Origin of the sequence: Candidatus Methylospira mobilis (assembly GCF_009498235.1) — a bacterium.
GTDB classification, from domain to species: Bacteria; Pseudomonadota; Gammaproteobacteria; order Methylococcales; family Methylococcaceae; genus Methylospira; species Methylospira mobilis.
The window spans coordinates 1,264,558-1,290,213 of record NZ_CP044205.1 but is presented as its reverse complement, the minus strand read 5'-3'; the positions used below and the strand labels follow the sequence as shown (position 1 = coordinate 1,290,213).

General features: G+C 54.5%; 20 protein-coding genes. 15 read left to right on the top strand and 5 right to left on the bottom strand.

Annotated elements, in window-relative coordinates:
- The 6 genes from F6R98_RS05610 to bcsG all read left to right on the top strand — a co-directional run bounded on the left by F6R98_RS05610 (position 1) and on the right by bcsG (position 7,147).
- Entirely contained in the window at positions 1-216 is a 216-nt protein-coding gene (locus tag F6R98_RS05610; RefSeq protein ID WP_153248153.1) for a hypothetical protein, read from the top strand.
- On the top strand, positions 213-1,778 hold the full coding sequence (gene bcsE, locus F6R98_RS05605; RefSeq protein ID WP_153248152.1) for a cellulose biosynthesis protein BcsE: 1,566 nt from the start codon (positions 213-215) through the stop codon (positions 1,776-1,778). The genes F6R98_RS05610 and bcsE overlap by 4 nt, the downstream gene beginning before the upstream one ends.
- A 26-nt stretch (positions 1,779-1,804) precedes the next feature.
- Positions 1,805-1,996 (top strand): hypothetical protein, encoded by a 192-nt coding sequence (locus tag F6R98_RS05600; RefSeq protein ID WP_153248151.1) that lies wholly within the window; start codon positions 1,805-1,807, stop codon positions 1,994-1,996.
- Position 1,997: 1 nt separating this feature from the next.
- Positions 1,998-2,756 (top strand): cellulose biosynthesis protein BcsQ, encoded by a 759-nt coding sequence (bcsQ, locus tag F6R98_RS05595; protein ID WP_153248150.1) that lies wholly within the window; start codon positions 1,998-2,000, stop codon positions 2,754-2,756.
- 525 nt (positions 2,757-3,281) lie between these two features.
- A complete protein-coding gene (gene bcsA / locus F6R98_RS05590) occupies positions 3,282-5,549 on the top strand; it encodes a UDP-forming cellulose synthase catalytic subunit (RefSeq protein WP_228125110.1) in 2,268 nt (755 codons plus the stop codon).
- Positions 5,550-5,557: 8 nt separating this feature from the next.
- Complete coding sequence (gene bcsG / locus F6R98_RS05585) at positions 5,558-7,147, top strand: cellulose biosynthesis protein BcsG (RefSeq protein WP_153248148.1); 1,590 nt, start codon at positions 5,558-5,560, stop codon at positions 7,145-7,147.
- A gap of 6 nt (positions 7,148-7,153) precedes the next feature.
- Here the strand turns inward: bcsG and F6R98_RS05580 are convergent, their stop codons facing one another.
- Entirely contained in the window at positions 7,154-9,391 is a 2,238-nt protein-coding gene (locus F6R98_RS05580) for a primosomal protein N' (protein WP_153248147.1), read from the bottom strand.
- Between the two features lie 196 nt (positions 9,392-9,587).
- Between F6R98_RS05580 and F6R98_RS05575 the strand changes: the two genes are divergently transcribed.
- Positions 9,588-10,178 carry an HNH endonuclease gene (locus tag F6R98_RS05575; RefSeq protein ID WP_153248146.1) on the top strand — a complete coding sequence of 197 codons (591 nt, stop codon included), beginning with the start codon at positions 9,588-9,590 and terminating at the stop codon, positions 10,176-10,178.
- 3 nt (positions 10,179-10,181) lie between these two features.
- Here the strand turns inward: F6R98_RS05575 and F6R98_RS05570 are convergent, their stop codons facing one another.
- The gene (locus F6R98_RS05570) at positions 10,182-10,883 is read right to left on the bottom strand and encodes a response regulator transcription factor (protein ID WP_153248145.1); all 702 of its coding nucleotides are present in this window, start codon (positions 10,881-10,883) and stop codon (positions 10,182-10,184) included.
- A gap of 18 nt (positions 10,884-10,901) precedes the next feature.
- Here F6R98_RS05570 and F6R98_RS05565 point away from each other — a divergent pair, with 18 nt between their 5' ends.
- The 5 genes from F6R98_RS05565 to F6R98_RS05545 all read left to right on the top strand — a co-directional run bounded on the left by F6R98_RS05565 (position 10,902) and on the right by F6R98_RS05545 (position 17,327).
- Positions 10,902-12,806 carry a sensor histidine kinase gene (locus F6R98_RS05565; protein WP_153248144.1) on the top strand — a complete coding sequence of 635 codons (1,905 nt, stop codon included), beginning with the start codon at positions 10,902-10,904 and terminating at the stop codon, positions 12,804-12,806.
- A gap of 811 nt (positions 12,807-13,617) precedes the next feature.
- Entirely contained in the window at positions 13,618-13,809 is a 192-nt protein-coding gene (locus tag F6R98_RS05560; protein ID WP_153248143.1) for a hypothetical protein, read from the top strand.
- A gap of 3 nt (positions 13,810-13,812) precedes the next feature.
- Complete coding sequence (locus F6R98_RS05555) at positions 13,813-14,709, top strand: hypothetical protein (protein WP_153248142.1); 897 nt, start codon at positions 13,813-13,815, stop codon at positions 14,707-14,709.
- A gap of 141 nt (positions 14,710-14,850) precedes the next feature.
- Complete coding sequence (locus F6R98_RS05550) at positions 14,851-16,191, top strand: type VI secretion system Vgr family protein (protein WP_153248141.1); 1,341 nt, start codon at positions 14,851-14,853, stop codon at positions 16,189-16,191.
- Positions 16,173-17,327, top strand: a complete 1,155-nt coding sequence (locus tag F6R98_RS05545; protein WP_153248140.1) for a hypothetical protein — start codon at positions 16,173-16,175, stop codon at positions 17,325-17,327. The genes F6R98_RS05550 and F6R98_RS05545 overlap by 19 nt, the downstream gene beginning before the upstream one ends.
- A gap of 443 nt (positions 17,328-17,770) precedes the next feature.
- On the opposite strand, the gene F6R98_RS21540 is transcribed toward F6R98_RS05545, so the two are convergent.
- Positions 17,771-18,199, bottom strand: coding sequence for a hypothetical protein (locus F6R98_RS21540; protein ID WP_194270156.1), 429 nt, complete (start codon positions 18,197-18,199; stop codon positions 17,771-17,773).
- Here F6R98_RS21540 and F6R98_RS05540 point away from each other — a divergent pair.
- Positions 18,198-20,624, top strand: a complete 2,427-nt coding sequence (locus tag F6R98_RS05540; RefSeq protein ID WP_194270155.1) for an autotransporter outer membrane beta-barrel domain-containing protein — start codon at positions 18,198-18,200, stop codon at positions 20,622-20,624. The genes F6R98_RS21540 and F6R98_RS05540 overlap by 2 nt on opposite strands.
- 341 nt (positions 20,625-20,965) lie before the next feature.
- Here the strand turns inward: F6R98_RS05540 and F6R98_RS05535 are convergent, their stop codons facing one another.
- Entirely contained in the window at positions 20,966-21,763 is a 798-nt protein-coding gene (locus F6R98_RS05535; RefSeq protein ID WP_153248138.1) for a bestrophin-like domain, read from the bottom strand.
- 84 nt (positions 21,764-21,847) lie between these two features.
- On the bottom strand, positions 21,848-23,176 hold the full coding sequence (gene nhaD / locus F6R98_RS05530) for a sodium:proton antiporter NhaD (RefSeq protein ID WP_228125223.1): 1,329 nt from the start codon (positions 23,174-23,176) through the stop codon (positions 21,848-21,850).
- A gap of 306 nt (positions 23,177-23,482) precedes the next feature.
- Here nhaD and F6R98_RS05525 point away from each other — a divergent pair, with 306 nt between their 5' ends.
- Entirely contained in the window at positions 23,483-25,138 is a 1,656-nt protein-coding gene (locus F6R98_RS05525) for a nitrite/sulfite reductase (protein WP_153248136.1), read from the top strand.
- Positions 25,125-25,604 (top strand): DUF934 domain-containing protein, encoded by a 480-nt coding sequence (locus tag F6R98_RS05520; protein ID WP_153248135.1) that lies wholly within the window; start codon positions 25,125-25,127, stop codon positions 25,602-25,604. Before F6R98_RS05525 ends, F6R98_RS05520 begins: the two co-directional genes overlap by 14 nt.
- Positions 25,605-25,656: the final 52 nt, after the last annotated feature.

Genomic DNA, 25,656 nt, shown 5'->3' with positions numbered 1-25,656 from the left:
ATGACTGTCAACAAGACATCCGACCCGGACGACGTAGCCAATATGCTGGCCAATATGGAATTCGACTGCGAACTGGGTTACCAGGAAATCATTGAAGCGGAAAACGCCAAAAAGGCGATAAAACGCTGGTCTTTGTTCGAACTATTACTGGGCGGCAACGAAAAAGACCATGCCATGCCCCCCCTCGAAGACAGAATCGACAGCAAGGAGTCATGAAATTTTCGATTGCCAAGCGCAAACACGCTACGCTTAACATAGGCATAGATTGTTTACCTGAATCGGTTTCCACCATTTATCCCGGACAACTGTACGGTATTTGCGTGCGTAACCGCAACATTCGAGAAACGCTTACTGCCGGAACGATAGCGCGCGCCTGGCGGGAAGGCGTGCGCGCGGTCGTCATTTCCAGCCGGCCCGAGATTTGGGCCGGTTTGATCGAAAAAATGGCGCCCGGCATAGCGGAAACCTTATCGCATGGTAAACCCCTGGTGCTGGAAAGCACGGGCGACTACCAGGAACTGCTTAAAAAATACAGCCTGAACAAACTGCTGGAAGAACTCGACGACACCGGCATCCCGGCAGGATCGCTGATTATCATGGACGAAGCGGAAGGTTTGTTTTCATGGAATGATCTGAAACTGGTGCGGCGGCAAGGCCTGATTTTTCGCGCCTGGGTGCGCGAATGGAAACACAGCGGTCTGTTTGTCTTTCATAAGCTGCATTTCGAATCCCCCGGCGCCGGCGCCATACGCGTACAATGCAATTGTCTGGACGGCGTGGCGGAACTGGATGCGGATATGCTCCGGCTCAACTGGAGAATCGACCACTGGAACACCCCCGGAGGCAGCCGTGTCGAAGCAAGAAGCTATGGCGTCAGCTATAACGAGGAACAGCAGTCGTTAAGCGCGGACGGTTCCGCCATGGACGCGCTGGCGCAACAGCTGCTGTATGCGCCGGATGAGGATCAGGTGCTGACCACCGTGGACGCGCTTTTCAACGAAAAAAGCGTTCCGCCCGAATGGCAGCGCTACGAGCGCTTTTCCGACCTGCTGCAGGCGGTTCAGCATGCCGTCGCCGCCACGGTTATACTGCCTTACTCCAACTCGGTCAAATTCGCCACTTTAGCCGAAACAACCCATCTGATAAGGGAAACAGCGGGTAGAGGCCTGAAAATCGTTATCCGCGAAAAAAACAAACGCTTGCGCTATAACCAGAACATGGCGCTCATGCAGCTGGGCGCTAATCTGATCGTGCACAACTACGAAAGTTTTTCGCATTTGTTATGGTGTATCGATTCACTGAAAGGACAATGTTTTGGGAAAAAGGCGGTAATGTCCTATGAAGACTTGTTGAGTGAATCCATACCGGTTGAGGTCAACGGTTATTTGCGGCCGCAAAAATTTTGCGATTTCGTGCAAACCACGTTGGACCGCACCCACGATATTAACATACAACATGCGCTGATCAGTCTCGACCTGCTGCCGGGAAGATCGCACATTGATGCGCTATTGGCCTACCATCCCAAACGTAAAGGCGATGTCATGACCGCCGACAACGCCAGTCTGTTTATTTTTTTCTTCGCCTGCCGGGAGCCGGATATAGACACCGCGCTGGAGCGTTCCTTAAATGTAAGCATCAACGATCTGTTTCTCCATGAAACGCGCATGACCAACAGCGAGGACATCAACGCCAGCATCCAGCGGCTCAGGAAACTGGCGGCGCAAACGCATTTGGTCGATTACACATCCGAGCTATACACTTACAACAACGTCTCATAAATTTTCATCGAAACAGTCATATCGCGATGCGCGTCGAAGACCTTATTAATCAGTTTATCTGGCATTTCATGCTGGGCCTGCTGCTGGGCGGCATTATCGCTTACATGCATCACCGAATAGGAAGAGCGCGCTTGCGGCGCATGATAAGAAAACTCATGCGCAGAAACGGAAGCGGCGTTTTTGTGCGTCCCTACACCAAAGCAGGCATAAACGGATAACATGTTCGTCGTCGCTATCGTCTCGGCCAGCGGAGGGACAGGAAAAACCAGCCTGACCGCCAATTTAGCCTCACTGTTAACCCGGCGGGAGCAGCCGGTTCTGGCCGTTGAACTCGACCCATCGAACCGGCTCGGCCTCTACCTGGGATTAACCGTTCGTAACCCGACAGGCATTGTTGATCTATCCGCCGATCAGACATGGCATCATGCTGCGCAACGCAATGCAGACCATGTCAACCTGCTGCATTTTGGTCATGGCGTTAATACGCACCGGACGCATGAAAAATTATCGGTCATCGAAAGCCGCGGCGTTCGCGATTTCCTGCTGGACCTGTCCCCGCCCTCCGGCTGCATCGTGTTAATCGACACGCAGCGCGCGCCGTCTCTTTGCTTCGACTGCGCGCTGGCGGCGGCAGACCTGATACTCCATGTGATCACGGCTCAACCAGGCTGTTTCGAAGATATAGCGGTCATGCATGCGCACTACGAGCGGCGTTTTAGCGCCGAGCCGGAGCATGCGCCCGGGTTGTTCCATGTTTTAAACAAGGTTAACAGCGCCAAACTGCTCTCTGACGATATCATCGGCATACTGCGCGTTCGCCTGAAGAGTAAAATGCTGCGCTACGCCATACACCAGGATGAAGCGATTCCCGAAGCCATGGCAAGCAATCAGTGTGTAGCGGATTACGCTCCCCACAGCCAGGCCAGCCACGATTTGCAGGGACTCGCCGATTGGCTGTTGGCGCAGCCTGCGCATTGAGCGTTTTGCGGTTCCGGGAAAATCAGCGACTCGCTTGTCAACGTCCGGGTTTTCGCGGCGTAACCGGTCATGCGCGGCCAGCGTCTTCCCTATCATGCCAACGCCTGCGCCTCACGGGAAGGGCTTAGGTATTCGCTCGGCGATTGGCACGGTAACGTGAACGATAAGTCGACAAGTTGGCGTCATGCCGTCAGGGACTGCGCTTATAACTTATGCCTCAACGACGGCTTTTTCTTTTGACCCGAAAACAAGCCATTGATTACGTCAATAAAACCTGATGTTTGAACAAAAACTCACATGCGCAGTGCGGCGACGGTATCCGACGTACCCATGCAATTTCCGGCTCGAAGCATGAATCCGCACCGGCTGTTATACTCGCTTGCCCTGCAACTTGGGGTCGATAAGCCCGGCCGGCCGGACCTATGGCTGTTACGGATTTTTATCCTCCCTCCTCAGCAAAAACCCGCCCCTTCTCTAACACGGCGTCTGCCCCGCATGCTGTGCCGGCTCGGGCAGGAACTGGGGGTGAGCAATCTTGCCGCCCCTGAAGAGTGGCTACTCCGCTTGTTTGTTCTGCCCGGCCCTGAAGAAGCGGGCAGCAATGTCATGGCAAAAATACGGCAGTGGCTCCAAACGCTGATAAGCCGCCTGCCGCTGCCGACCGACCGGCAAATCGCCGATACGCTGGAAAAGCTCGACAATACAGCGTTTTCGAGTCCGCCGTTACTGAAAGCGGCTCTATTGACGAGCGCTGTTGTTTTCACCACTGTGGTCATCACCACGCCGCTCGACCGGACACAGCAATTGCTGTTTTTTTTGGCTACATGGGGCTTTGCGCTGCTGATAAAGGATGCGCCGGGCGTGTTGCCGACCGTGATCCTGGTAATGCTGGCCGAACTCGCCACGCTGCGCTACGCAATATGGCGCGTGTCGCAAACCATGGAGCTCAATACCTGGGGCGACCGTGTTTTTGGCGTACTGCTGCTGTTCGCTGAAGCCTACACCTGGCTGATCACGCTGCTCAGCTTCCTGCAATCGGTCAGGCCGTTACGCCGCCCGCCCCTCCCGATGCCGGTAAATATCGATAGCTGGCCCAGCGTCGACATTTTTATCCCGACTTACAACGAACCGCTCGATGTGGTCAGAACGACCGTTTATGCGGCGCAGGGTATCGACTGGCCCGCCGGAAAAATCAGGGTTTATGTGCTGGATGATGGAAAACGGGACGAGTTTCGCCATTTTTCCGAACAAACCGGCGTCGGTTATATCACCCGCTCCAATAACGCCCATGCGAAAGCGGGGAATCTTAATCATGCGCTGACGTTGACTCAGGGCGAATATATCGCCATATTCGATTGCGATCATATTCCGACACGCTCGTTTTTACAAGTAAGCATGGGCTGGCTGATCGGGCATCCGCGCCGCGCCTTGCTGCAAACGCCCCACCATTTTTTTTCCGCCGACCCGTTCGAGCGCAACCTGAACACCTTCCGTCAGGTGCCTAACGAAGGCTATCTGTTCAACCGTCTGATCCAGGACGGCAACGACCTGTGGAACGCTGCGTTCTTCTGCGGCTCCTGCGCGATCCTGAAACGCGCGCCGCTGGAGGAAATCGGCGGCATCGCCGTCGAAACCGTGACCGAAGACGCGCATACCGCGCTGAAACTGCACCGGCGCGGCTACGAGAGCATTTACCTGAACATCCCGCTGGCGGCGGGACTGGCCACGGAAAGCCTTTCGGCCCATGTCGGGCAACGCATCCGCTGGGCGCGCGGCATGGTGCAAATATTCCGCTCGGACAATCCGTTGCTGGGCAAGGGCCTGAGCCTGTCTCAGCGCCTGTGTTACGGTAATGCGACGCTGCACTTCTTTTACGGTATCCCCCGCCTTATTTTCTTGTTCGCCCCGCAAGCCTATCTGTTTTTCGAATTGCATTTTATTCATACCGAAGCGGCTATTTTATTGTTCTATGTACTGCCCTATATCTTTCACTCCAACCTGACCAATGCCCGCATACAAGGCCGGTTCAGGCATTCGTTCTGGGCGGAGGTCTATGAAACGGTATTGGCCTGGTATATTACCCTGCCCACCACGCTCGCCTTGTTTAATCCGAAACTGGGTAAATTCAACGTTACCCCCAAAGGCGGCTTGATCGAACAAAGCTTTGTCGATTGGCGCATTGCCGCGCCTTACCTTGCACTGCTCGGGATTAATCTTAGCGGCTTTCTGGTCGGCATCGGGCGCCTGCTATGGTGGAACCGTTTTGAAATGGATGTGGTTTTAATGAATCTGGGCTGGACGCTTTATAATCTGACCGTGCTGGGCACCGCTTTCAGCGTTGCGACCGAAGCGCGCCAGGTACGTAAATCGCATCGCGTCCCGGCTGAAATGCCCGCCGTTCTGTATCTGCCCGACGGCCGCACCTGGCATTGCAAAACGCACGACTTTTCTACAACCGGCCTGGCTCTGTCCCACCCGTCCGGCGCCGAAGTCAGTAAGGGCGAACTGGTGTCGGTAGGTTTATACCGAGGCGATCAGGAGTTTGCGTTTCCGGCGCGCGTTGAGTTCGTCAATGAGGAGCATATCAACGTGCATTTGATGCATCAATCGATAGAGCAACAGGCTCGCTTCATCCATTGCACTTTTTCCAGAGCCGATGTCTGGGCCGATTGGCACACCACATTGCTGCAGGACAGCCCGCTGAACAGCCTGCTCGAAGTGCTGAAACAAGCCATACGCGGCTACCGGCGTTTATACGGCAAACTGATCGATTACACCATTAAAAAGCATTGAAAACCGCCATGGGACTGTGGAATTACTATTTTATCGGCAAACTCGCGCTGTACTGGAGCGGGTACATCGGTTTGCACGTAGCCGAAAACCTGATTTTCGCCGCCATATTAATCGTACCGCTGCCTGCAAGGCGGCAGCGCATCGCGCGCCACCTGATAGCGATACCGGCAGCAGTCATGCTGCTTTATCGCGACTCCTGGTTCCCCTCCTTCGAACGCGTGATTGCACTGACCCCCAACCTGCAAAGCTTCAGTTTCGCCTACGTTGTGGAACTGCTGAACCGGTTTATCAATCCGCGTATTATTATCGGAATGCTGCTGCTGTTCGCGCTGACGGCATTGCTCGGACGCCGCTTGCGCATCAGCAGTTTCGTATTGCTGGCGCTGGCTTGCGCTCCCCAGATAACCGCACTGGTCGCAACAAGACCCAGCCCTGAGACTATCCAAACCGCCGCCTGCGACAGCGGCTCCGGGCAATCAGCGCTTTCGGAGGAGCCCCCCGACAAGCATTATTCTGAAAAAGAACTGGATGAACGTCTGAACAGGTTTTATACCGATCAGGCCAAACTGCACGTCGGCTTCGGAAAAATCGACGCATCCAGCAAAGCTTTCGATATCATTTTTCTGCATATCTGCTCTTTGGCCTGGGACGATATCGACTCATCGGAAAAAATCGAACTATTCAAAAATTTCGATGTACTGTTCACCCGCTTCGGTTCCGCAGCCAGTTACAGCGGTCCTGCCGCCATCCGCCTGCTGCGCGGTGCATGCGGTCAACAGCCGCACGCCGCGCTGTACCAGAACGCACCCAGGCAATGCTATCTGTTCGACTCGTTGGCGGAAGCGGGTTATACCCCGCAATTGCTGCTCAATCACGATGGTCACTTCGGCGGGTTTTTACAAGACGTACAGGAACGCGGCGGCTTGAAAGCGCCTCCGCTGGGTTCATTGGGCGCGAGCGTGCAAATGCACAGTTTTGACGAAACCCCGATCTACCAGGATTTCGATCTGCTGAATCGCTGGCTGGAAAAAAGAAAAACACAGCCGGAGGCGCCGGTCGCGCTTTACTACAACACCATCAGTCTGCACGACGGCAATGTTCTGGCAGGCGGCAAACCCGGCGACAGTCTGGATACTTACAAACCGCGCATGCATAAGCTGATGCAGGACATAGACAAATTCATCGGCGCGCTGGAGCAATCGGGCCGCCCCAGCGTAGTGGTGCTGGTCGCCGAACACGGTGCAGCCATCCATGGCGACAGCATGCAGATAGCCGGCATGCGCGAAATTCCCAGCCCGAAAATCAGCATGGTGCCTGCCGCCGTCAAGCTGATCGGCCTACCGGCGAAGGAAAGCAAAGCGCAGGTAAGCGACGATAACGGCAACAGTTATCTGGCGTTGGCGACGCTGCTGGCGGATTTTATGCATAACAACCCGTTCGCCGGCGTCCAGCCGGATTTACAGCATGAAGTAACGCAACTGCCTCTGACCGACTTTGTTTCGGAAAACGAACAAACGGTAGTCATGGGCATAGGGGCGCGCTATTTTATGCGCGCGCCGAATACGCCATGGAACGAGATGAAAAGCGGAATACGGTAGCGATGCTCACAAAAAATCCACCGGCTCGATTTCAACAGACCAGCGCGCGCGTCGGGATTGCGGATAAGCCGCCAGCTGCGCAATGACCTCGTCTATCTTTTTATGCAGCAACGGCCTCTGCTGCGACTGGAACAGCAATTGACAGCGATGCCGGCCGGCCTGTCTGGCCAAAGGCGCCCGTACCGGCCCCAGGACCTGCACGCCGCCGGTATCTTTTTCCAGAAAATCGCGTATCAACGACAGTAAAACCATGGGCTTTTCGGCATCGTTGGCTTCGGCGCGCCATAGCGCCTGGTAGCTGTAGGGCGGCAGAGCGGCGCTTTTTCTTTCTTCGAGCAAACGAGCGCTGAAAGCGGCATAGCCTTCGCGCAGCAGCTTCAGCAGCAGCGGATGATCGGGGTAGCGCGTCTGCAACATCACATGGCCCGGCTTTTCCGCGCGGCCCGCGCGGCCCGCCACCTGCACGATCAGTTGCGCGGCATGTTCCAGCGCGCGGAAATCCGGACTGGTCAAGCCGGCATCCACGTTCAGAATGCCGACCAGCGTCACATCCGGGAAATGATGCCCCTTCGCCAGCATCTGCGTGCCAAGCAGTATATCGACCGCGCCGTCATGCACCGTATCCAGCATTTCGGCCAGTCGACCCTTGCCGCGCGCGCTGTCGCGATCGATTCTGAGCGTACGCGCCTGCGGAAAGCATTCGCGCAAAGCCAGTTCGACGCGCTCTGTGCCTAACCCCAATGCGCGCATGTCCTCCGCGCCGCAGGCGGGACAGCGGCGCATGCGCGCCTGTTCGTAACCGCAGCGGTGACAGCATAAACGTCCGCTGGATTCGTGCACCACCAGGTTCACATCGCAGCGCGGGCAAATGCCCACCCAGCCGCAGGCATGGCAAATCAGCGTCGGCGCATATCCCCTTCGATTCAGAAACAATAGCGATTGTTCGCCGCGCTTCAGGGTTTCCGCAATGCGGTTCAGCAAAGCCGGCGACATGCCGCCCTGCAATGCGGCGTTGCGGATGTCGACAAGCTGAAAAACAGGCTCCAGCGCCGCTCCGGCGCGCTTCGGCATGGAAAGATGCAGATAACGCTTGCGCGCGACATTGACCAGACTTTCCAGCGACGGCGTGGCGGAACCCATCAACACCGGGATATTGAGCGTACGCGCGCGCATGACTGCAATATCGCGCGCGGAAAAACGGAACCCATCCTGCTGTTTGAAGGAAAGATCGTGCTCTTCGTCGAGTATGATCAGCCCGGGAGCCGACATCGGCGCAAAAACCGCGGAACGCGTTCCCAGCATGATGCGCGCCGCGCCGCGCTGAAACGCCTGCCAGTTGCGAGCGCGCTCGGACTCATTGAGCGCTGAATGAAACACCCGCACCGAAAGTCCGAAACGGCTTTGGAAACGCGACTCCAACTGCGGCGTCAAACTGATCTCAGGCACCAGCACCAAGGACTGCAATCCACGTTGCAGCGCCTGCTCGACCAGACGCAGATAAACCTCGGTTTTGCCGCTGCCGGTCACGCCCTCCAGCAAGAACGCGCGATACCCTTCCATGGACGACAAAACGGCATCCACCGCCCGCCGCTGAGTTTCGTTCAACTCCGGCATCGGCACGGACGGCAACGGAGCGGATGAAAGCGGAACCTGGGGCGCGTCGGCGATTTCGACCCATCCTTGCCGCCTCATTCCCCGGACTACGCTGCGCCAGTCCCAATCCAGAGCGCTTAACTCCGGCAATGGGATACCGTCTTCGCGCGCGCGCAGACTATCCAGCAACAACCGCCTGCGCACGGCCTGCGCAGGCGGTTGCGCCGCAACGCCGAGCGCGGTCAGCCGCAGAATCCGGGTCGTACGCTCATCGACCGCCGGACGCCCTTTACGCAATAGCACAGGAAAAGCGGAGGCGAACACTTCACCGATGGGATGATGATAATAGCGGCTGGCCCACAACAGGATTTCGCAATCATCGGACGACAGCAGCGATTGCTCGTCAAGCACCTGCAACACCGGTTTCAAGCCGCGCCTATCTTCCTGCGAAACCGCTGGAAAACCGGTGACGACGCCGGTCATAATGCGCTCGCCCTGCCCGGAACCGAAAGGAACCAGCACGCGCGCGCCGACCTGCAAACCGCTCTCCACCGCTTCAGGCGGAGCCGTATAATCGAAAACTTGCCGAAGCGGAAGCGGAAGCGCTACCTGAACGGCGTGAAACTGAAAAAAATCTTCCCTTTTTCGCACTTTTCTTTCATTTTTCAATTAAGAAGATTTAATTTGACATAAAACTTCGATACCCTATAGAAGAGTGGCGGAGCGATGGGACCCATCAACCGGGCGATTACCGGTCTATCCACCTTATAATCCTGACAAATCCCGAAGGGTATTGAAAAGGGTTTATTTCCAGAACGTTGTATTCCAGTCAATTGGGGGAAGCTTAATGGAAGTATCGCGGTTACAGATATTACGCACCGACGCATCGGGTATGCCGCTGGAGTGGATAGGCTACCAGGAAGCGGTTAAATTGTACTATCTCGATCAGGTCGCTTACACCTGCGGCCTTCCCATCTGCTCGCTGCGCGGCGGCGTTAACGCCACGTCCGGCCGGCGCAGCCTACTCGAAGTCAATTCCATACTCGCCACGCACTGCCCCAACACCGGCAGATTCAAAAGTTTCCGCAACTATACGCCTCCGCTGAATAATCCCGCACTGTTTCGCAGAGACAACCATCTCTGCCTCTATTGCGGACAGCGTTTTTCCCGCCGCGAGTTATCGCGCGACCATATCACCCCGGTCAGCCAGGGCGGGCAGGATATCTGGTCGAACGTGGTGACCGCGTGCAAGCGCTGCAACAATCACAAGGCCGGACGCACTCCGGAACAAGCCCACATGCAACTGCTGGCCATACCCTTCGTGCCCACGCATGCGGAATACATCTACCTGCAGGGACATATGATCCTGGCCGATCAGATGGAGTTTCTGCGCGCGCACTTTCCGCGCTCCAGCCCGTTGATCGCGCGCAGTGCGTGAAGTCTAATCCAGCCGCTCCAGCGCCGATGTAAACTCGTAACCTACGCCGTGTACGGCGCGCAGCGGTTGCGCCAGCGGAGATATCTGCTCCAGTTTACGCCGCAGTCTACTGACTATGGCTTCCAGACGCCGAGGGTCGTAGCTCAGGTAATCCCCGCCCAGGGCTTTTTCGATAAGATCGCGGCGTTTCGCTACCGAACAGGGATGGCGCAAAAAGAACTCGACCACGGCCTTTTCCGAGCCGCTCAGCTTGACGCCGGCGCCGGAAGGTGACGTCAACGTCCATGCGCTGGGCGAATAGCGCCAAACCTGGCCTGCGGAAGGTTCCGGCGAGAGTTTGAGCCGACGGGCCAGGCTTGCGATCGCGGCGCGCAGCTCCCTGATCGACGCGGACTTGACCAGATAAATGTCGGCGCCGCTTTCCAGACCTTCCACACGATGGTCCAACCCGCTCAGCGCGGTCAACATGATAATGCCAACGGCGCGGCAGCTGGGAGAATCACGCAAATGTCTGGCAATAGCAAAACCGTCTTCTCCGGGCAGGCCGACATCCAGCACCACAATATCCACCGTCGATTTCATCAGGTGGCGGTAAAGACCGGCGCTGTCACGAAACCCGACGGCATCATTGCCGTCATCGGTCAGGCTAAAAACGATTTCTTCGCATAAGTCGCTATCGTCCTCCACCACAGCAACGCGTATCATAGGCCTTTTCTCTCGAACATGATCAAACGACTCCTTACTCTAATTGTTGGGATATTTCTGTGTACCCCGTTGTGTGCGCCAGCCGTAGAAACAACGCTAACCGCAACAACCGATGTCCATTCACTTACCATCCAATTCGAGGCCCTCCGCGATATGGACGGAAAGCTGCCCCTAGACCACCCTCCCACGGATGCGCATTTCGAAGCGCTGAAGAACAATATTTCCGCTGGATACACCCGTGACGTCTACTGGCTGCGTTTCTCCTTACGCCGCGCAGCCGACGCGCCGACAGAATGGTGGCTGGAAATCGTGCCCGCCTTTCTCGACCATGTAGATCTGTACGAGCCCGCCGGTGACGGCTACATAATCCGGCGCGGCGGCGATCGAATACCTCTCGGCGCGCGCGATGTCGAGCACAAAAACATCGTTTTCCGCCTCGATCTAGCCGACAACGCCCCGCATACGTATTACATCCGGGTACAGACTACCAGTACAATGTCCTTGCGCGCAGCGCTTTGGCAACCTGAACGTTTTTTTTCACACTCGAATCGCGAATATTGGCTATTCGGCGCTTTTTTCGGCGCATGGGGCATCATGGTGCTGGTCAATTTATTGTTCTTCGGCTGGCTGCGCACTCAAGGTTATGCCTACTATTGCGCCTATCTGTTTTTCGATGGTTTGGGTATGCTTTCGGGCATGGGGTTCGCCGGCCAATATCTACTGCCAAATAATCCGCTATTAGCGGATTATTTGATGGGGTCAATGATATGTTGCGCCATCTTTGCAGTTTCCTGGATGTTCATCGCCTTGCTCGATCTGCCTCGGCATTATCCACGAATGACGAAATTCATCAAAGCTCTGGCGGTGTTGAGTCTGGCCGGCATTCCGGTCGTGCTGTCGGGGCAGTATTCCCTGATTGCCGGAACACTGTACTTGTTCTCGCTGGTCATAGGCGTAACCAGCCTGGTTATGGCCTTTAGCCTCGCGGTACAAGGTAACCGCCCGGCGCGCTGGATATTCTATGCTTTTTCCGCTCATCTCATCGGAGTAGGCGCTATAACCTTGCGCAATCTCGGTTTTCTGCCAACCGGTATTCTGGCCGATTACATGGTAACGGCAACGACTTTAGTGCATCTGGTGCTCATCAACATCGGCATCGCAGTCCGCTTCAAGGAGGCTGTAGACACCCGCCAACAGGCACAGGAAATTGCGCTGCAAGCCGCAAATGAAATCGAACTCGCCCAGACGCAACAGCGCTTTGCCGCGATGATAGCCCATGAACTCCGCAATCCGTTGGCTACCATAGACATTTGCCTGGATACCCTTTACCAGTTGCATGGAGAAGCGCCGCAGGAGGTTTTCCCGCGTTACCATAAAATAGACCGCGCCCGGAAACGCATTTCCCACCTGATCGACAACTTTCTGACCAGCGAGCGTATCAAGGAGGGACGTCTGACTCTATCCGCCTGCGGGGTGGACCTGCGCCACATGCTTACGGATATTGTAGATTGCGCACAGGGGCAATCGCAACGGCACAGGCTGCGCGTTTATGCTGAAGAACGGTTGCAGTTCATCACCGCCGACCCCGAGCTACTGAGAATCGCCATAGACAATCTAGTCGACAACGCCATCAAGTATTCCCCGGTGGGCAGCGACATCCGGCTGGAAGCCGTGTCAGTAGAGGAAGGCGTGCTGCTCACCGTCACCGATCAAGGACGGGGCATCCCTGCGCACGACATCCCGCTACTGTTCGAAGCCCACTATCGCGGTACGGCACAAGGCACAGGCGCCGGTCTCGGCCTCTATCTCGTCAGGCAGATCGTCGAGTTGCACGGCGGTTCGGTCAATGTGCAGAGCAGTTCGGGCGGAGGGAGTAAGTTTACGCTGCTGTTGCCGGCTTGGATAGCAAGCAGTCGTGATTAACGCAAAAGGTTATTCCATTCGTACCCAGCCACCTTCTACGCTTCGCGCCAGCTTTGCATTCCGGGATGTTTCAGCATCCTGCTGGGAGTCGCTCAGGTTCCCCTCGATTTTAAGCGTTTTCAGTTCGTCCTGAGCCTGTCGAAGAATGAATGGAAAGCTCTATCTCATTGATGATTGATCCAAACTCCTTGTCGGTTTGAAACCCCGGCCTGAAGGCCTGTGATTTTATTGCCGGTTCGATAAGGCTCGCCTGAGTATAGTCGAAGGGCTCTCCAGCCGCATGCGCTGTGCTACGCCCACGAACGGATTAGCGTAGGCATTTTGAAAAATGTCCAAAGGGTGGCTGAACGGTGACTCCTGCCGCGCCGGATTTTGTTCGACGCTTATTTTTTATTGGCTATCAGGGATTGTCAGGAATTATGTGCGCGCTGACGACTATTTTCACTATCATTGCCGTCAGAAACATCAGTATCGAAGGCTAACTGTCGTGAAAGATTGCTTCTGTTCGTCTCTTCAGCCCTGAAGAGGTTGCAGACGGAATAAGAGAAAACTCCGCAACGGTGAAGCAGATAAACTTACGCACATAGAAATGATAAGGCTCCCGTTGCGCACGCATTGGATACCGGCGCGCGAACCATGGGGTTTGCGGAGCTGTTCATCACCCGGTTAGCAACTGATGGTCATCAGTAGAAAATGAATCATGCCACTGATAAATCCGGAAAGCAACATTAATTTGTCAGCCACAGGGATTATAGACTGAATATCAATTTTTAACCGAAACCCAACCCAAAATACAGGACCCCATCCCAAAATGAAAAAGATAAAATACCATCTTTTTTCTTTAATTTTCGCAATGCTTGCCCAAGAACAAATCCATGCGGCAAACGCTCCCATACCGATTATCACCGGCAATAATTTGACCGGTCAAATCAATATCACCCCAAGCACTACGTTTGCAGTTAACGTGAGCCTGACCAACGGCACTCCTTACGACAGGAAATAAATAATGTACCAAATGAAAACACGGTTATTCCTTGTATGTCTTGGCTTATTATTATTTTTCCGCGCGGCTCATGCGCAAGACGATGAATTTGAATTACAGTGCATTTCCAACGACCAGTTTATTCGAATTTATTCCGATCATACGATTGATCAAACCCGGTGTAAATCGATCGCCAATACCGCCCTCAAAGCGTATGCGTTTGTCAGCAAGCAAGATTCCTGGAGCAACACGATCCCTCTGGTAGAAAAACCGCTGGACTTTCGCCTGGTGAGGGAATTTGATAAACATACCCTGCTCGGATATGCGCAAGGCACAAGCCTGATGGCAGCCAAAGATAACTATTTGAATAATACACCAGTATCCGAAGGTACCCTGGCTCACGAATTTACCCATATTCAGGATAACCGGCAACTGAAAAGACGCAAGCTACCAAGTTTTCTTATGGAAGGGCGTGCGTCAATTAACGGCCACGCCTATAGAATGTCGCTCGGTCATTCAGAAAATAAATTCGATCGCCAGATGGCCGGCACGGCAATGCGTTTCACCTCCAGCGAGGCTGATGACCTTCTGAGTGATTACCATGGACGAGGATGGAAGAACCAGGCCATCGGCGCTTTTCTAGTTGAGTACATGCGCACGAAATGGAATGGCTCCGGTATATCGGATATTAACAAAAGACTCTCGCGCATGATTGAAATAATGGCAAAAGGATCAGGATTTGAAACCGCATTTCAGGAGGAATTTGGCGTAACATTCGATGCTTTCCGCGCAACATTTATAAGGTATCTTGACGATACCCAAAATGAACCTCGCACGCGGCTGCAACAAACAATGTGGCAATCAGCAAACCCTTTGGTTGCTTCAGACCGTTCGGACGAATCCCATGCATCGGACGAATAGGCTGAGTCTTAGCACAGCCATGACGGCTACTGTGCGATTACCTTTTTTCTCCCGCCATTTACTGTCATAAACCGCCTGCGGGCCAATATATGCATCCCTCGTATTCCTATACAAGAACCTCAATTAAGGAGTGACATTATTATGTTCGTTGCAACGCAGTTGGCCGGGCAGAATCGGCTTTTCAGTTTCGAAGCGGTTAAATGTCCAAAGGATGCCTTTTTCGTGGTGCAGTTCGAGGGCGAAGAAGCCCTGTCCGCGCTGTATCGCTTCGAATTGCTGCTGGCTTCCAAGGATAGTGACATCGACGCCGGCGCATTGATCGGCACGGCCGCTCATTTTTCACTGAGCGACGGCGTTGTAGATGGGCAGCCTGCCACTTATCAGGGCTTGATTCAGGAATTTTCTTACGAGTACGAGAGCGGCGGCTGGACTTTTTACCAAGCAATTTTAGTGCCTGTGCTGTGGAAACTGGAAACTTTCGTGCTCTCGGAAGTGTATCTGGACAAGAGCCGTCCCGAGATATTCAACACGGTACTCGAAAACGCCGGGATGCGTCGCAACGATTTTGAGATGCGCTTGTCCTCGGACAGCGCCAACGCGCCGAAACTGGAGTATATCTGCCAGTACCGCGAAAGCTACCTGACTTTCATATCGCGCTGGGCCGAGCGGCTCGGCGTCTACTGGTGGTACGAGAACACCGGCGGTCAGGAAAAAGCAGTGTTCACCGACCTTCGCACCGCGCATAAGGACGAAGCGACGACACTGCACTACCAGCCGGCCGGCGAGCTGGATGCGCAAAGCACGCAAAAGCGCCGCTGCCAGCGCTTGCGGCAGGTCGCGCAAAATCAGCCCAAACATGTGGTGATTCGCGACTTCAGCGCCCACCGCGCCAGTCAGGAATTAAAAGGCACAGCACCGGTTGACCCTGAAACGGGAATCGGCGAGATGCACTTTTTCGGCCGGAAGCTGAAAAGCGTCATGGATATCGAACAGCGCGCCAAGATTGCCGCCGAGTCGCTGCGCTGCCGCGCCGTCCGCTATTTCGGCAGCAGCACCGCCACCGGCCTGCGCTGCGGACATTTCGTGCGATTAGCCGGCCATCCGCGCAACAGCTTTAACCGCCGCTATCTACTGACAGAAGCGACGCATCGCGGCTCGCAGGCGGGGCTGCTGCTGGATGGACTGGGTATCGATACGAAGCAGAAGATCAGCGATTTCTACCTGGCCGATTTTACCGCGATACCCGACGATGTGCAGTTCCGCCCGGAAGAGCGGCATCCGTGGCCGCGCATCATCGGCACGATCAATGCGTTTATCGACGCGGAAGGCAGCGGTCAATACGCCGAATTGAACCAATACGGCGAATACAAGGTGCAGGTGCCGTTTGCGATGTCCAAGAAGTCGGACTACCGCGGGTCGGCGTGGATCCGCATGGCGACACCGTACGCGGGTAGCGACCACGGATGCATTTCCCGCTGCTGAAAGGCACCGAAGTGCTGCTGTCGTTCGTCAACGGCGATCCGGATCAGCCGGTGATCATGGGTGCGGTGCCGAACTCGGTCAACCCGAATGTGGTGACCAACGTCAATCAAAAACAGTCGCGTATCCGCACCGCGGGCGGCAACGAAATCACGCTGCATGACGAAGCCGGTAAGCAGCATATGCTGTTCAAAACGCCGAGCGGCAATACCTCGCTGTGCTTGGGCTCGGTCGGATTCGATCCGAGTACGGCGAATTATTCGTACACATCGAAAGCAAGATCCGGCATGCCGCAGCAATGGCAGGCGCCGCCGCCCAAGGCGCAATGGCAGGGAGTACAGCAGATGTGGCAGAGCGGAGAAATGCCGACGAATCTTGCCAGGCAGCAGCAACAGCAAACTACGCCGGAACAGGATGGAACCTATAATTTCACCGGACCGTCTGCCGACGGTGTAACCATGACCACCGATGGCGCGATCAATATCACGTCCGATGTTTCGTCCAACGCTGCTGCGCCCGAGCCCAATTCCACCGGAATTACTTTAACAGCTAACGACGGTGATATAACGCTTAATGCAAATGACCAGACAGCGGGGAATGGAAATATAGTATTTAATGCGCAAGGTACTTTTATTCAAAATGTTAAAGGTTCATCCTGGTTTCAATCCGAGGGGCCCACTGGAAAGCTTGTAAACGGATTTTCAACCAGTACTTACTTAGGCGCAGCAAATAGCAACTATATTGGACTTTCGGCGAATAGTTATGTCGCGTCTGCCAACGCCTATTTCTTGTCTACCAATATATATTCAATATCGTCAAACACCTATCTCGCTGCATTCAATAACTATGGTTTCTATGTAAACAAATATGGCTTTAGATACGACACTGCGATTGTACGAATAGATAAGGCAGGGGTTAGAGTTGATAACACAGCAGAAAAAATTGACATGAAAGACTTCAAGCTGGAAGAGTTGGGCGTTCATGTGAATAACGGCGCAGCTACACTAAGAAGTGCTAATCTTAATCTTTTTACTAGTCAAGCAGATGTAAGATCTGCAATTGCTACTGTTAGAAAAGAAAATGTAAGTGTAGACGATGGAAATATCAAAGTGCTTAGAAATATTCTTATAACAGTATAGAGAAGCGCCGATTCAATCGCTTTTTCCGTTCGTCCTTCGGCAAGCGGGTTGCCTGTAAAAACAATGATCATACATGGCTTTAATAGAGAGATCTCTCCTTACGTATTAGCGCTGTTTTTGGTTCCGGCAATGGCCTTTCCGTCCAGCCCCAATAGCAACACAACTAATAGCTGCACCAATATCCAAGGCATGACGTATGTTAACCCTGCCACCACCTTATGTAACCCGCTTAGCTTTGGCGCAAATGGCACTTTTAACAGCACTGCCTCGCTGACGGCAAGCCCTCAAATCATTCTTAATAACAGCAATATAGCAACAATTAATAACGGTGGATACACCGATACTTTCTCAGGCAATATTGTCGGCCCCGGCAACTTGACCCTTGCCGGTTCAGGCACAACGATTCTCAACGGCAACATAGATACTGTTAATCAATTATTTATTTATTCTACAGTCTCCGCAGACACCCTCATCCATACCGGCAATAACGTCAGCATGACCGGCAATATCATCAGTGGCGTTGAATCGATAAATGTTGGCCAAGCCTCAACGCTCAGGTTTGTCGGCGCCAATCCGCAAACAATATCGGCCGCAAATGTCGGCAATGCAGGCAATATGGAATTGGGCGCGAACAGCAGCTTAAATGTCACTGGTAAGTTCACCAATAGCGGCTCTTTATACGGCACGGGTACGCTGAATGGCGATCTAATTAACACGGGTAATGTTTCAGCCGGCTCAACCAGCATTATCTTCAGCGGTGCCAATTCTAATAGGGTCATAATTGCTCCTCTGGCGCAGCCGATCAAATTCATGTCGCCATTAGCAGCCGCGGCGCTTACCGCAACCAGTAATGCTTCCGTGAGCAGCAGCATGACGGTAAACGGAAATTTAACGTTGCAATCCGTCTTTGGCGTTCCTGGCCAGACAGCGAGATTCGGTACGCTGAGTTTTAATATTCACCCCAGCGATAATACCCAGCTCATCGTTAACGGCACGACCCAACTGTCGGGCGGCGATCTGTTCGTCCAGGCAAGCGGCATGTCTCTCGGCCCGGGGAACAAGCTACGCACGATTTACACATTGCTGCAAAGCAGCAATCCAGATACGAATTTTTATAATGTAGATGTCCATAATCTGGCCTTCGGCCAGGTCTACGATCTGATCTACGTCACCAATGGAGAGGTTCTACTCAGCGTTTATCCGCAAGCGTGGTTCAACGGCATGGCGCAGACTGCCAATGAAACGGAAGTCGGCGCTGTGCTTGACAGCGCAGTGCCGAACGCTACCGGCAGCCTTTATAATCAACTGAATAGTTTATACCAGCTTCCCTCCAATCAGCTCGCCGCCGCGATGAATCAACTCGACGGCGAAATCTACGCCGATGCGCCCAATATTCTTTACAACGCTGTCTCGGACACATGGGCCCCGGTCTATGCGCGCATGGGTCTGAGCGCGACACAAGGCGGCGCACTGCCCGCCAACGCGCCGCACGTGTGGATGAGCGGCGTCGGCAACTTTGGCGGCGTCCAAGGCAACGGCAACGCCGACGGCTACAGTCAGCATACCGGCGGATTTCTGGTCGGCGCCGACAGTCGTCTTCTCGAAGGACTGAATACCGGCCTGACCGCCGGCTATGTCTACGCCGGGGCCGGCCGCTACAACGCCGGCAGTACGTTATCCGCCCAGATGTGGCAGTTGGGCGGTTACGCCGATATGAACGTCGGCGATGCCGGACATATCGGTCTGCTGCTCGGCTATACGCAGGGGCCGCTCAATTTCAACAATCCTTCCGTACTCGGGAATGCCGGCGGACAGACTTATGCGCGCCTGATCAGCGCCGAGACGCGCGCTGCCTGGCAGATCGATTTCGGCGGCGGGCATAGCCTGACGCCGATCCTGTCGCTGCAAACCGTATACGAGCAGATAACCGGTTTAAGCGAATCGGGATTGGGAGCGCTCAGTCTGAATGTGCCGACCCAGAATACGACGATGGTCGCAGCGCGTTTTCAAACGCGCTACGATTACAACTGGCGGGCATGGGGCGCGGATTGGACCGCCAGCGCCGCAATCGGCCTGCGCGAAATGCTCAATCAGCCCGACGCCAATGCGAGCTTGAACTATAGCGGCATTGCCGGGCAAAACTTCACGGTTCAGGGCGTGGTGAATAATAGTTCGATCGGGGCAGGGTTGGTCAATGTCGGCCTGACGACACATTTGAACGACGCCTTGAACGTCGAAGTCGGCTACCGCGGCACCTATAGCGGGAATACGGCCATCAGCGCGTTCCAGGGCAATCTGGTCTGGAAATTCGATCAGGATACCACGAGCTCATCGGCAGACGCGAACAGCCCGTCCGGCGAAGAAAAAGCGCCGACGGCTAAAAAACCGGCTGAAAATGATAACGGAGAGGATAAGGAAAAGCTGGATATACGGACGCCCGGTTCGGATTTGGCCAATTTTCCGAACAGCGCCTATACCTTGCCGCGCGGCGGGTTCTACCTCGAAATGGCGCCATACTACTACATCGGAAACAGCAGCTTGAATCCATCGCTGTATGAAACGCAAGTCCTTCTGCGTTACGGCCTGATCGATAACATTGAGCTGCGGCTTTTTTATTACGGATTCGAATCTCAAGCCGGCAGCAGCGGCAACAGCCCTGCGATGGGTTCCGGCCCGCTGGTGTTCGATACCAAAATACATTTATGGGACGAATGGAAAGATTATTTAATTCCGGCGCTTGGCTTCGAGGCACAAATACTCACGCCCTGGCTGGCGTCGCCCGCCCTGAGCAGCCCGACCCAGCCGACGTTTTCCTTCAACTTCGATCAGAGCCTGCCCTGGGATATTGCTTTCGAATACAATCTCGGCGCCGGATATATCCAAAATCCCTTAAATCCCTCGCTACGGACATGGCAATTCATGTTTCAATGGTCAGTGCAACGCGACATTACCGACAATCTGGCGTTCTTTATTAACGGTTCCTACAATGGCGAACTGTTGGTTCGTCCCCTTAATTACAGTACATCCAAAGAACCCGTCAGTACGCTCCAGCAAGTCTGCGGAGTTAATGCCAACCAAAACGTTTTAAACTATTGTCAAACCACTCCGGTTTCGACCTACAAAACAATTACCACAACAACGGCAGCGGGCGCCATCAACGCGGTACCCAACGTAGTAGGCGCCGGTCTGATTTGGACGTTAAATGACAATCTTGCCTTGTACGCCAATGCAGGTGTCGGAACCAACACATATAGTCCGGCTTACCAGGCTTATGCCGGATTTGCCTGGACGCCATAGATGCAGGCCCAATTCTCCGAGCTCAAGGAAGCGCTGATTTAATCGGTTTTTGCGTGTATTTTCGGCGCAGCAGCTAATTTAAAGCCGACTATCAGTTCGCGCACATCATGTCCAGACTGGAAAACAAATGCCTGGAGCCGATATCGTGTTTGTTGCTCATCGCGGCCTTTTACCCTATTCGCCGCGATACGAATCAAACCTAACACACCTTGTGGCGGGAAATACATAATTCAGCGCGTCCGCAATAGAGACGGCCGAGTTTAAGCCGTTAAATTTACCCCTATACTGATGGTCATAGCACCTCATCGCCAAGCAAGGCCTCATAATGAGCAATATAAAAATCAATTTACCGGCAACCCCTGCATCTCCCATTTCTGCAACAGACTCTGCAATGCCTCCGGCTGCAGCGACAATGGGCGGGTGAACGGCAAGTCGTAAGCGGCTATCAGCACGAAAACCAGGCCTATCATCATCGCCAGTATCAGCGTCAGCACCGAGTGCGGACGCAATCGGCCGACGTCGATCAAACTGCCGTAAAAGAAATATATCGCAGTGCTGAGTATCAGTACCGACCACATGAGCTTATCCAGCGCCGGGATCATCGCGGTCAGGCGTTCCATGCGATGGTTGCGGTAAACGTTCAATAGATCAACCATAGACCCTACTACCCGTTTTTCGCCTTCAGTCTGCGCTTCCGCCGTCAGTATCAGATGGGAGATCTGGCCCAATAATTGCGGGCACTCGTTATCGACATGCCCGCCGGCCATTTCATGCCATTCGTGATCGATCACGCAATGAGTATAGGCGTTTAACGATTCCACCAGCGGCTGCTGCTGACTCTGTCTCAGGACATCCAGATCCAGTCTCAGATTGTTCAGCGAGCGCGCTTCGCTATCTACCGCGTTCACCGTGTCCTGGTAGTTTTCCCATACGCTGACGGTAACAAAAGCCAGCAGCAGCGAAAAAACCAGTCCCGCCGCATTGAAAAAGGTCTCATCGCGCTCCAACGTTCTGAGCGTATGAAACTGCCGTTTCAGCCAAACGGTGAATAGCAATATCAGCAGCGAGGACAGCATGCTGATGAAGACTATCACCACGATTAAACCGAGCATGGACTGCGAATAAATGAGTTGCGACATGTTTTCTCTCGTTCTGGAAATTAAAAAAAGCGCCTGGCCATGCGGCGAGGCGCTTTTTCAAGCCACATGAAAACCTGAGCGGATTTATCCGTTAATCAGATAATGCGTCAGAATACTGGCCGCATAACCGGCGGCTATAGCCGGCGTCCACTTGAGGTGGCTGAAGAAGGTGTACATGCCGCGAGAAGTTCCCATCAGCGCCACGCCGGCTGCAGAGCCGACCGACAGCAGGGTACCGCCGACGCCGGCCGTCAGCGTCACCAGCATCCACTGATACAAAGGCATGTCGGGGTTCATCTGCAGCACTGCAAACATGACCGGAATATTGTCTACGATCGCGGACAGCAAACCGATCAGTATGTTCGCCGTTGTCGGTCCCAGGCCCTCGTACATGGCTGCGGAAGCCAGCTGCAGATAGCCGATGTAGCCCAGGCCGCCGACCGCAAACACCACGCCGAAGAAGAACAGCAAAGTGTCCCATTCCGAATTTTTGACATGTTCGAAAACGTCGAACTTGTCCCCGTCCTTGCTGAAGAACATCTTGAGGCGGTAGCCGTAAAACATCAAATAGGTTAAACCGACCATCATGCCCATGAACGGCGGCAAATGCAGAAACTGCTTGAAGCCGACGGCGGTGGTAATGGTCAGCGCGAACAGACCGGCTACAACCAGCGCGCCCGGCTTCAGTTCGACCTTTTCGTCTTCATCCTGCACCAGCGGCGCTCCATTCGGAATGGCGAACTGCATGATCGCAGCGGGTACGGCAAAGTTGACCACGGAAGGTATGAACAATTCGAAGAAATCGAAGAATTCGGCCTTGCCGTCCTGCCAGACCATCAGCGTGGTAATGTCGCCGAACGGACTGAAAGCGCCGCCGGCATTGGCCGCGCTCACCAGGTTGATAAAACCCAGCGCGACAAACTTGGGGCTGTTGGCGCCGACCGCCATCACCACCGCGCCGACCAGCAACGCCGAAGTCAGGTTATCCGCAACCGAAGACAGGAAAAAGGTGATGATGCCGGTTATCCAGAACAACTTGCGATAACCGTAGCGGCGATTTACCAGCCAGGCCCGCAACGCTTCGAATACATTGCGTTCCGCCATCGCGTTGATGTAGGTCATCGCCACCAGCAAAAACAGCATCAACTCGGCGAATTCGCCCAGGTTGTACTCGAATGCCTTATGAACCTCCTCGGACGGCACGCCGCTGGAACTTGCCAGCACGGCGACCTGGGCCCAGATAATGCCCGCTGCAAGAATTACCGGCTTGGATTTACGCAGATGAGAAAACTCTTCGGTCATCACAAACGCGTAGGAAATAATGAAAATCAGTACGCTGTAAAGACCACGATGCGACCCTGTCAGGCCGAGAACCTCCGACTCTTCGGCTAACGCCAACCCCGGCACTCCCATAGCCAGCAGTAAAAAAGCTAGTGCGCGTATCAAAACTGAACCCCTCTTTGTTGAATTTTTCATACCTTGAGCGTATCGCCGCCTCAAAGCCCCCTTCGCTGCGTCATTATATATGAGAAACACTGCCGTGTTTGAGGGATGTGCGCCCGCCCATGCGGCCTCTGGTTTAGATCTGCCGTTTTAGCGTAAAATCAGACATGGACCCCGCTTTACACCGCCCCTTCAGTTCCAGGGCACACTATATCAGGGCTGAGCGACATAAGCGCCCCAACAGAACCCACTACGGATGGAGTAGCCGTTCCACACATGTACCAATACGACGAAATAGATCAAAAAATCATCGACGAACGCGTCGCGCAGTTCAGGGATCAAACCCGGCGCTTCTTCGACGGCAGCCTCAGCGAGGAAGCATTCAGGCCGCTACGCCTGATGAACGGCCTGTATATACAGCGTCAGGCGCCGATGCTGCGCATCGCCATTCCCTACGGACTGCTGTCGTCCGCGCAACTGCGCATGCTGGCGCATGTCTCGCGTAAATACGATAAAAGTTACGCCCATTTCACCACCAGACAGAATATCCAGCTCAACTGGATCAACCTGGAAGACGTGCCCGACATTCTGGCCGATCTGGCTACGGTGCAGATGCACGCCATACAATCCAGCGGCAACTGCATACGCAACACCACCAGCGATCATCTGGCCGGCATCTGCGAAGGTGAAAACGACGATCCGCGTATTTACGGCGAGATTATCCGCCAATGGTCGACCTTTCATCCGGAGTTCGCATTTCTTCCAAGGAAATTCAAAATTGCCGTCAGCGCCGCAAAAGAAGACCGCGCAGCAACCCAGCTGCACGATGTCGGACTCTATGTGGTAAAAAACGAGGCAGGCGAGACCGGATTCGAAGTACTGGCGGGCGGCGGTCTCGGGCGTACCCCGATGATAGGGCAAACCATCCGTCCGTTCCTGGAGAAGCGGCATTTACTGTCCTATCTGGAAGCCATACTCAGGGTATATAACCTGCATGGCCGCCGCGATAATAAATACAAGGCGCGCATCAAGATACTGCTGAAGGAAACCGGCAAAGACGAACTCACCCGTCAAATCGAAAAGGAATGGGCGCGCATACGCGAACGTTTGATACTGAGCGACGAGGAAATCGCGCGCGTCAGAGCGCGCTTCACGTTGCCCGGCTACGATGACACAGCCGACGACGGCGCAGCCGCACTGGCGCAGCAACGTCACGATAATCCGGCATTCGACGCCTGGGTTACCCACAATACCGTTGCGCACAAGATAAAGGGATACCGCGCAGTTTTCGTATCGCTGAAAGCGCCGGGAATCGCGCCCGGCGACATCACCGATCGCCAGATGGAAGCGGTAGCCGATCTCGCCGACCGTTACAGCTACGGCGAGCTGCGCGTCAGCCATACACAAAACCTGGTGCTGGCCGACGTTAAAAAATCGGACCTGTTCCCTCTTTGGGAAGCGCTGACCGAACAGGGCCTTGCGCGCGCCAATATCGGCAAGGCGACGGACATGATCTGCTGTCCGGGCCTGGAGTTCTGCTCTCTCGCCAACGCCAGTTCCATCCCCATCGCCGACGCGATCTACTCGCGTCTGGACGATATGGATTATCTCTACGACCTCGGCGAACTGCGCCTTAATATTTCGGGCTGCATGAACGGCTGCGGCCATCATACCGTCGGGCATATCGGCATACTGGGCGTCGATAAAAAAGGCGAAGAGTGGTACCAGATCACCCTGGGCGGCTCATCCGCGGCGCAAGCCGCTCTGGGCGAACGGCTTGGTCCTTCCGTTGCAAAAGAAGAAGTGGCCGACGTGATAGAAATTCTGCTCAAAACCTATACCGAGTTGCGCACGGAAAACGAGAGCTTCCTCGATACCGTCCAAAGAACCGGAATCGCACCGTTTCAGGAGAAAGTTTATGCAAATCATTAAGGACGGCCGTATTATCGAGGACGATTGGCGGCATTTGAGCGACGACGCGGCTGTTGCCGAAAAATCGACGTTGACGCTCGCGCGCTGGCTGGCGGAGAAGGAAAACCTCACGGTATCCGATATCGGCGTACGCCTGAACGGCGGCGACGATGCCGGCGCGCTGGAAAACGACCTGGCGCGCGTCGCGCTTGTCGTACTCGACATTCCGGCGATGACTGACGGACGCTGCTTTTCGCAGGCGCGCCAGCTCAGGGATAGCATCCATTTCCAGGGCGAGATTCGCGCGCGCGGCAGCTTTATACGCGATCAAGTGTATTTTCTATCCAGGGTAGGCGTCAATTCGTTCGAACCCTCGGGAGAGCAGCCCCTCGCAAGCTTTCTGACGGCGCTGTCTGATTTCAGCGTCAGCTACCAAACCTCGTCCGACCGCCCCGGTGTGCTGTTCGCCGGGCGTCACGGCGCTTGACACAAAACTTACGGAATATGGGAACATAGCCCGGATTGAGCATTAACCTGAT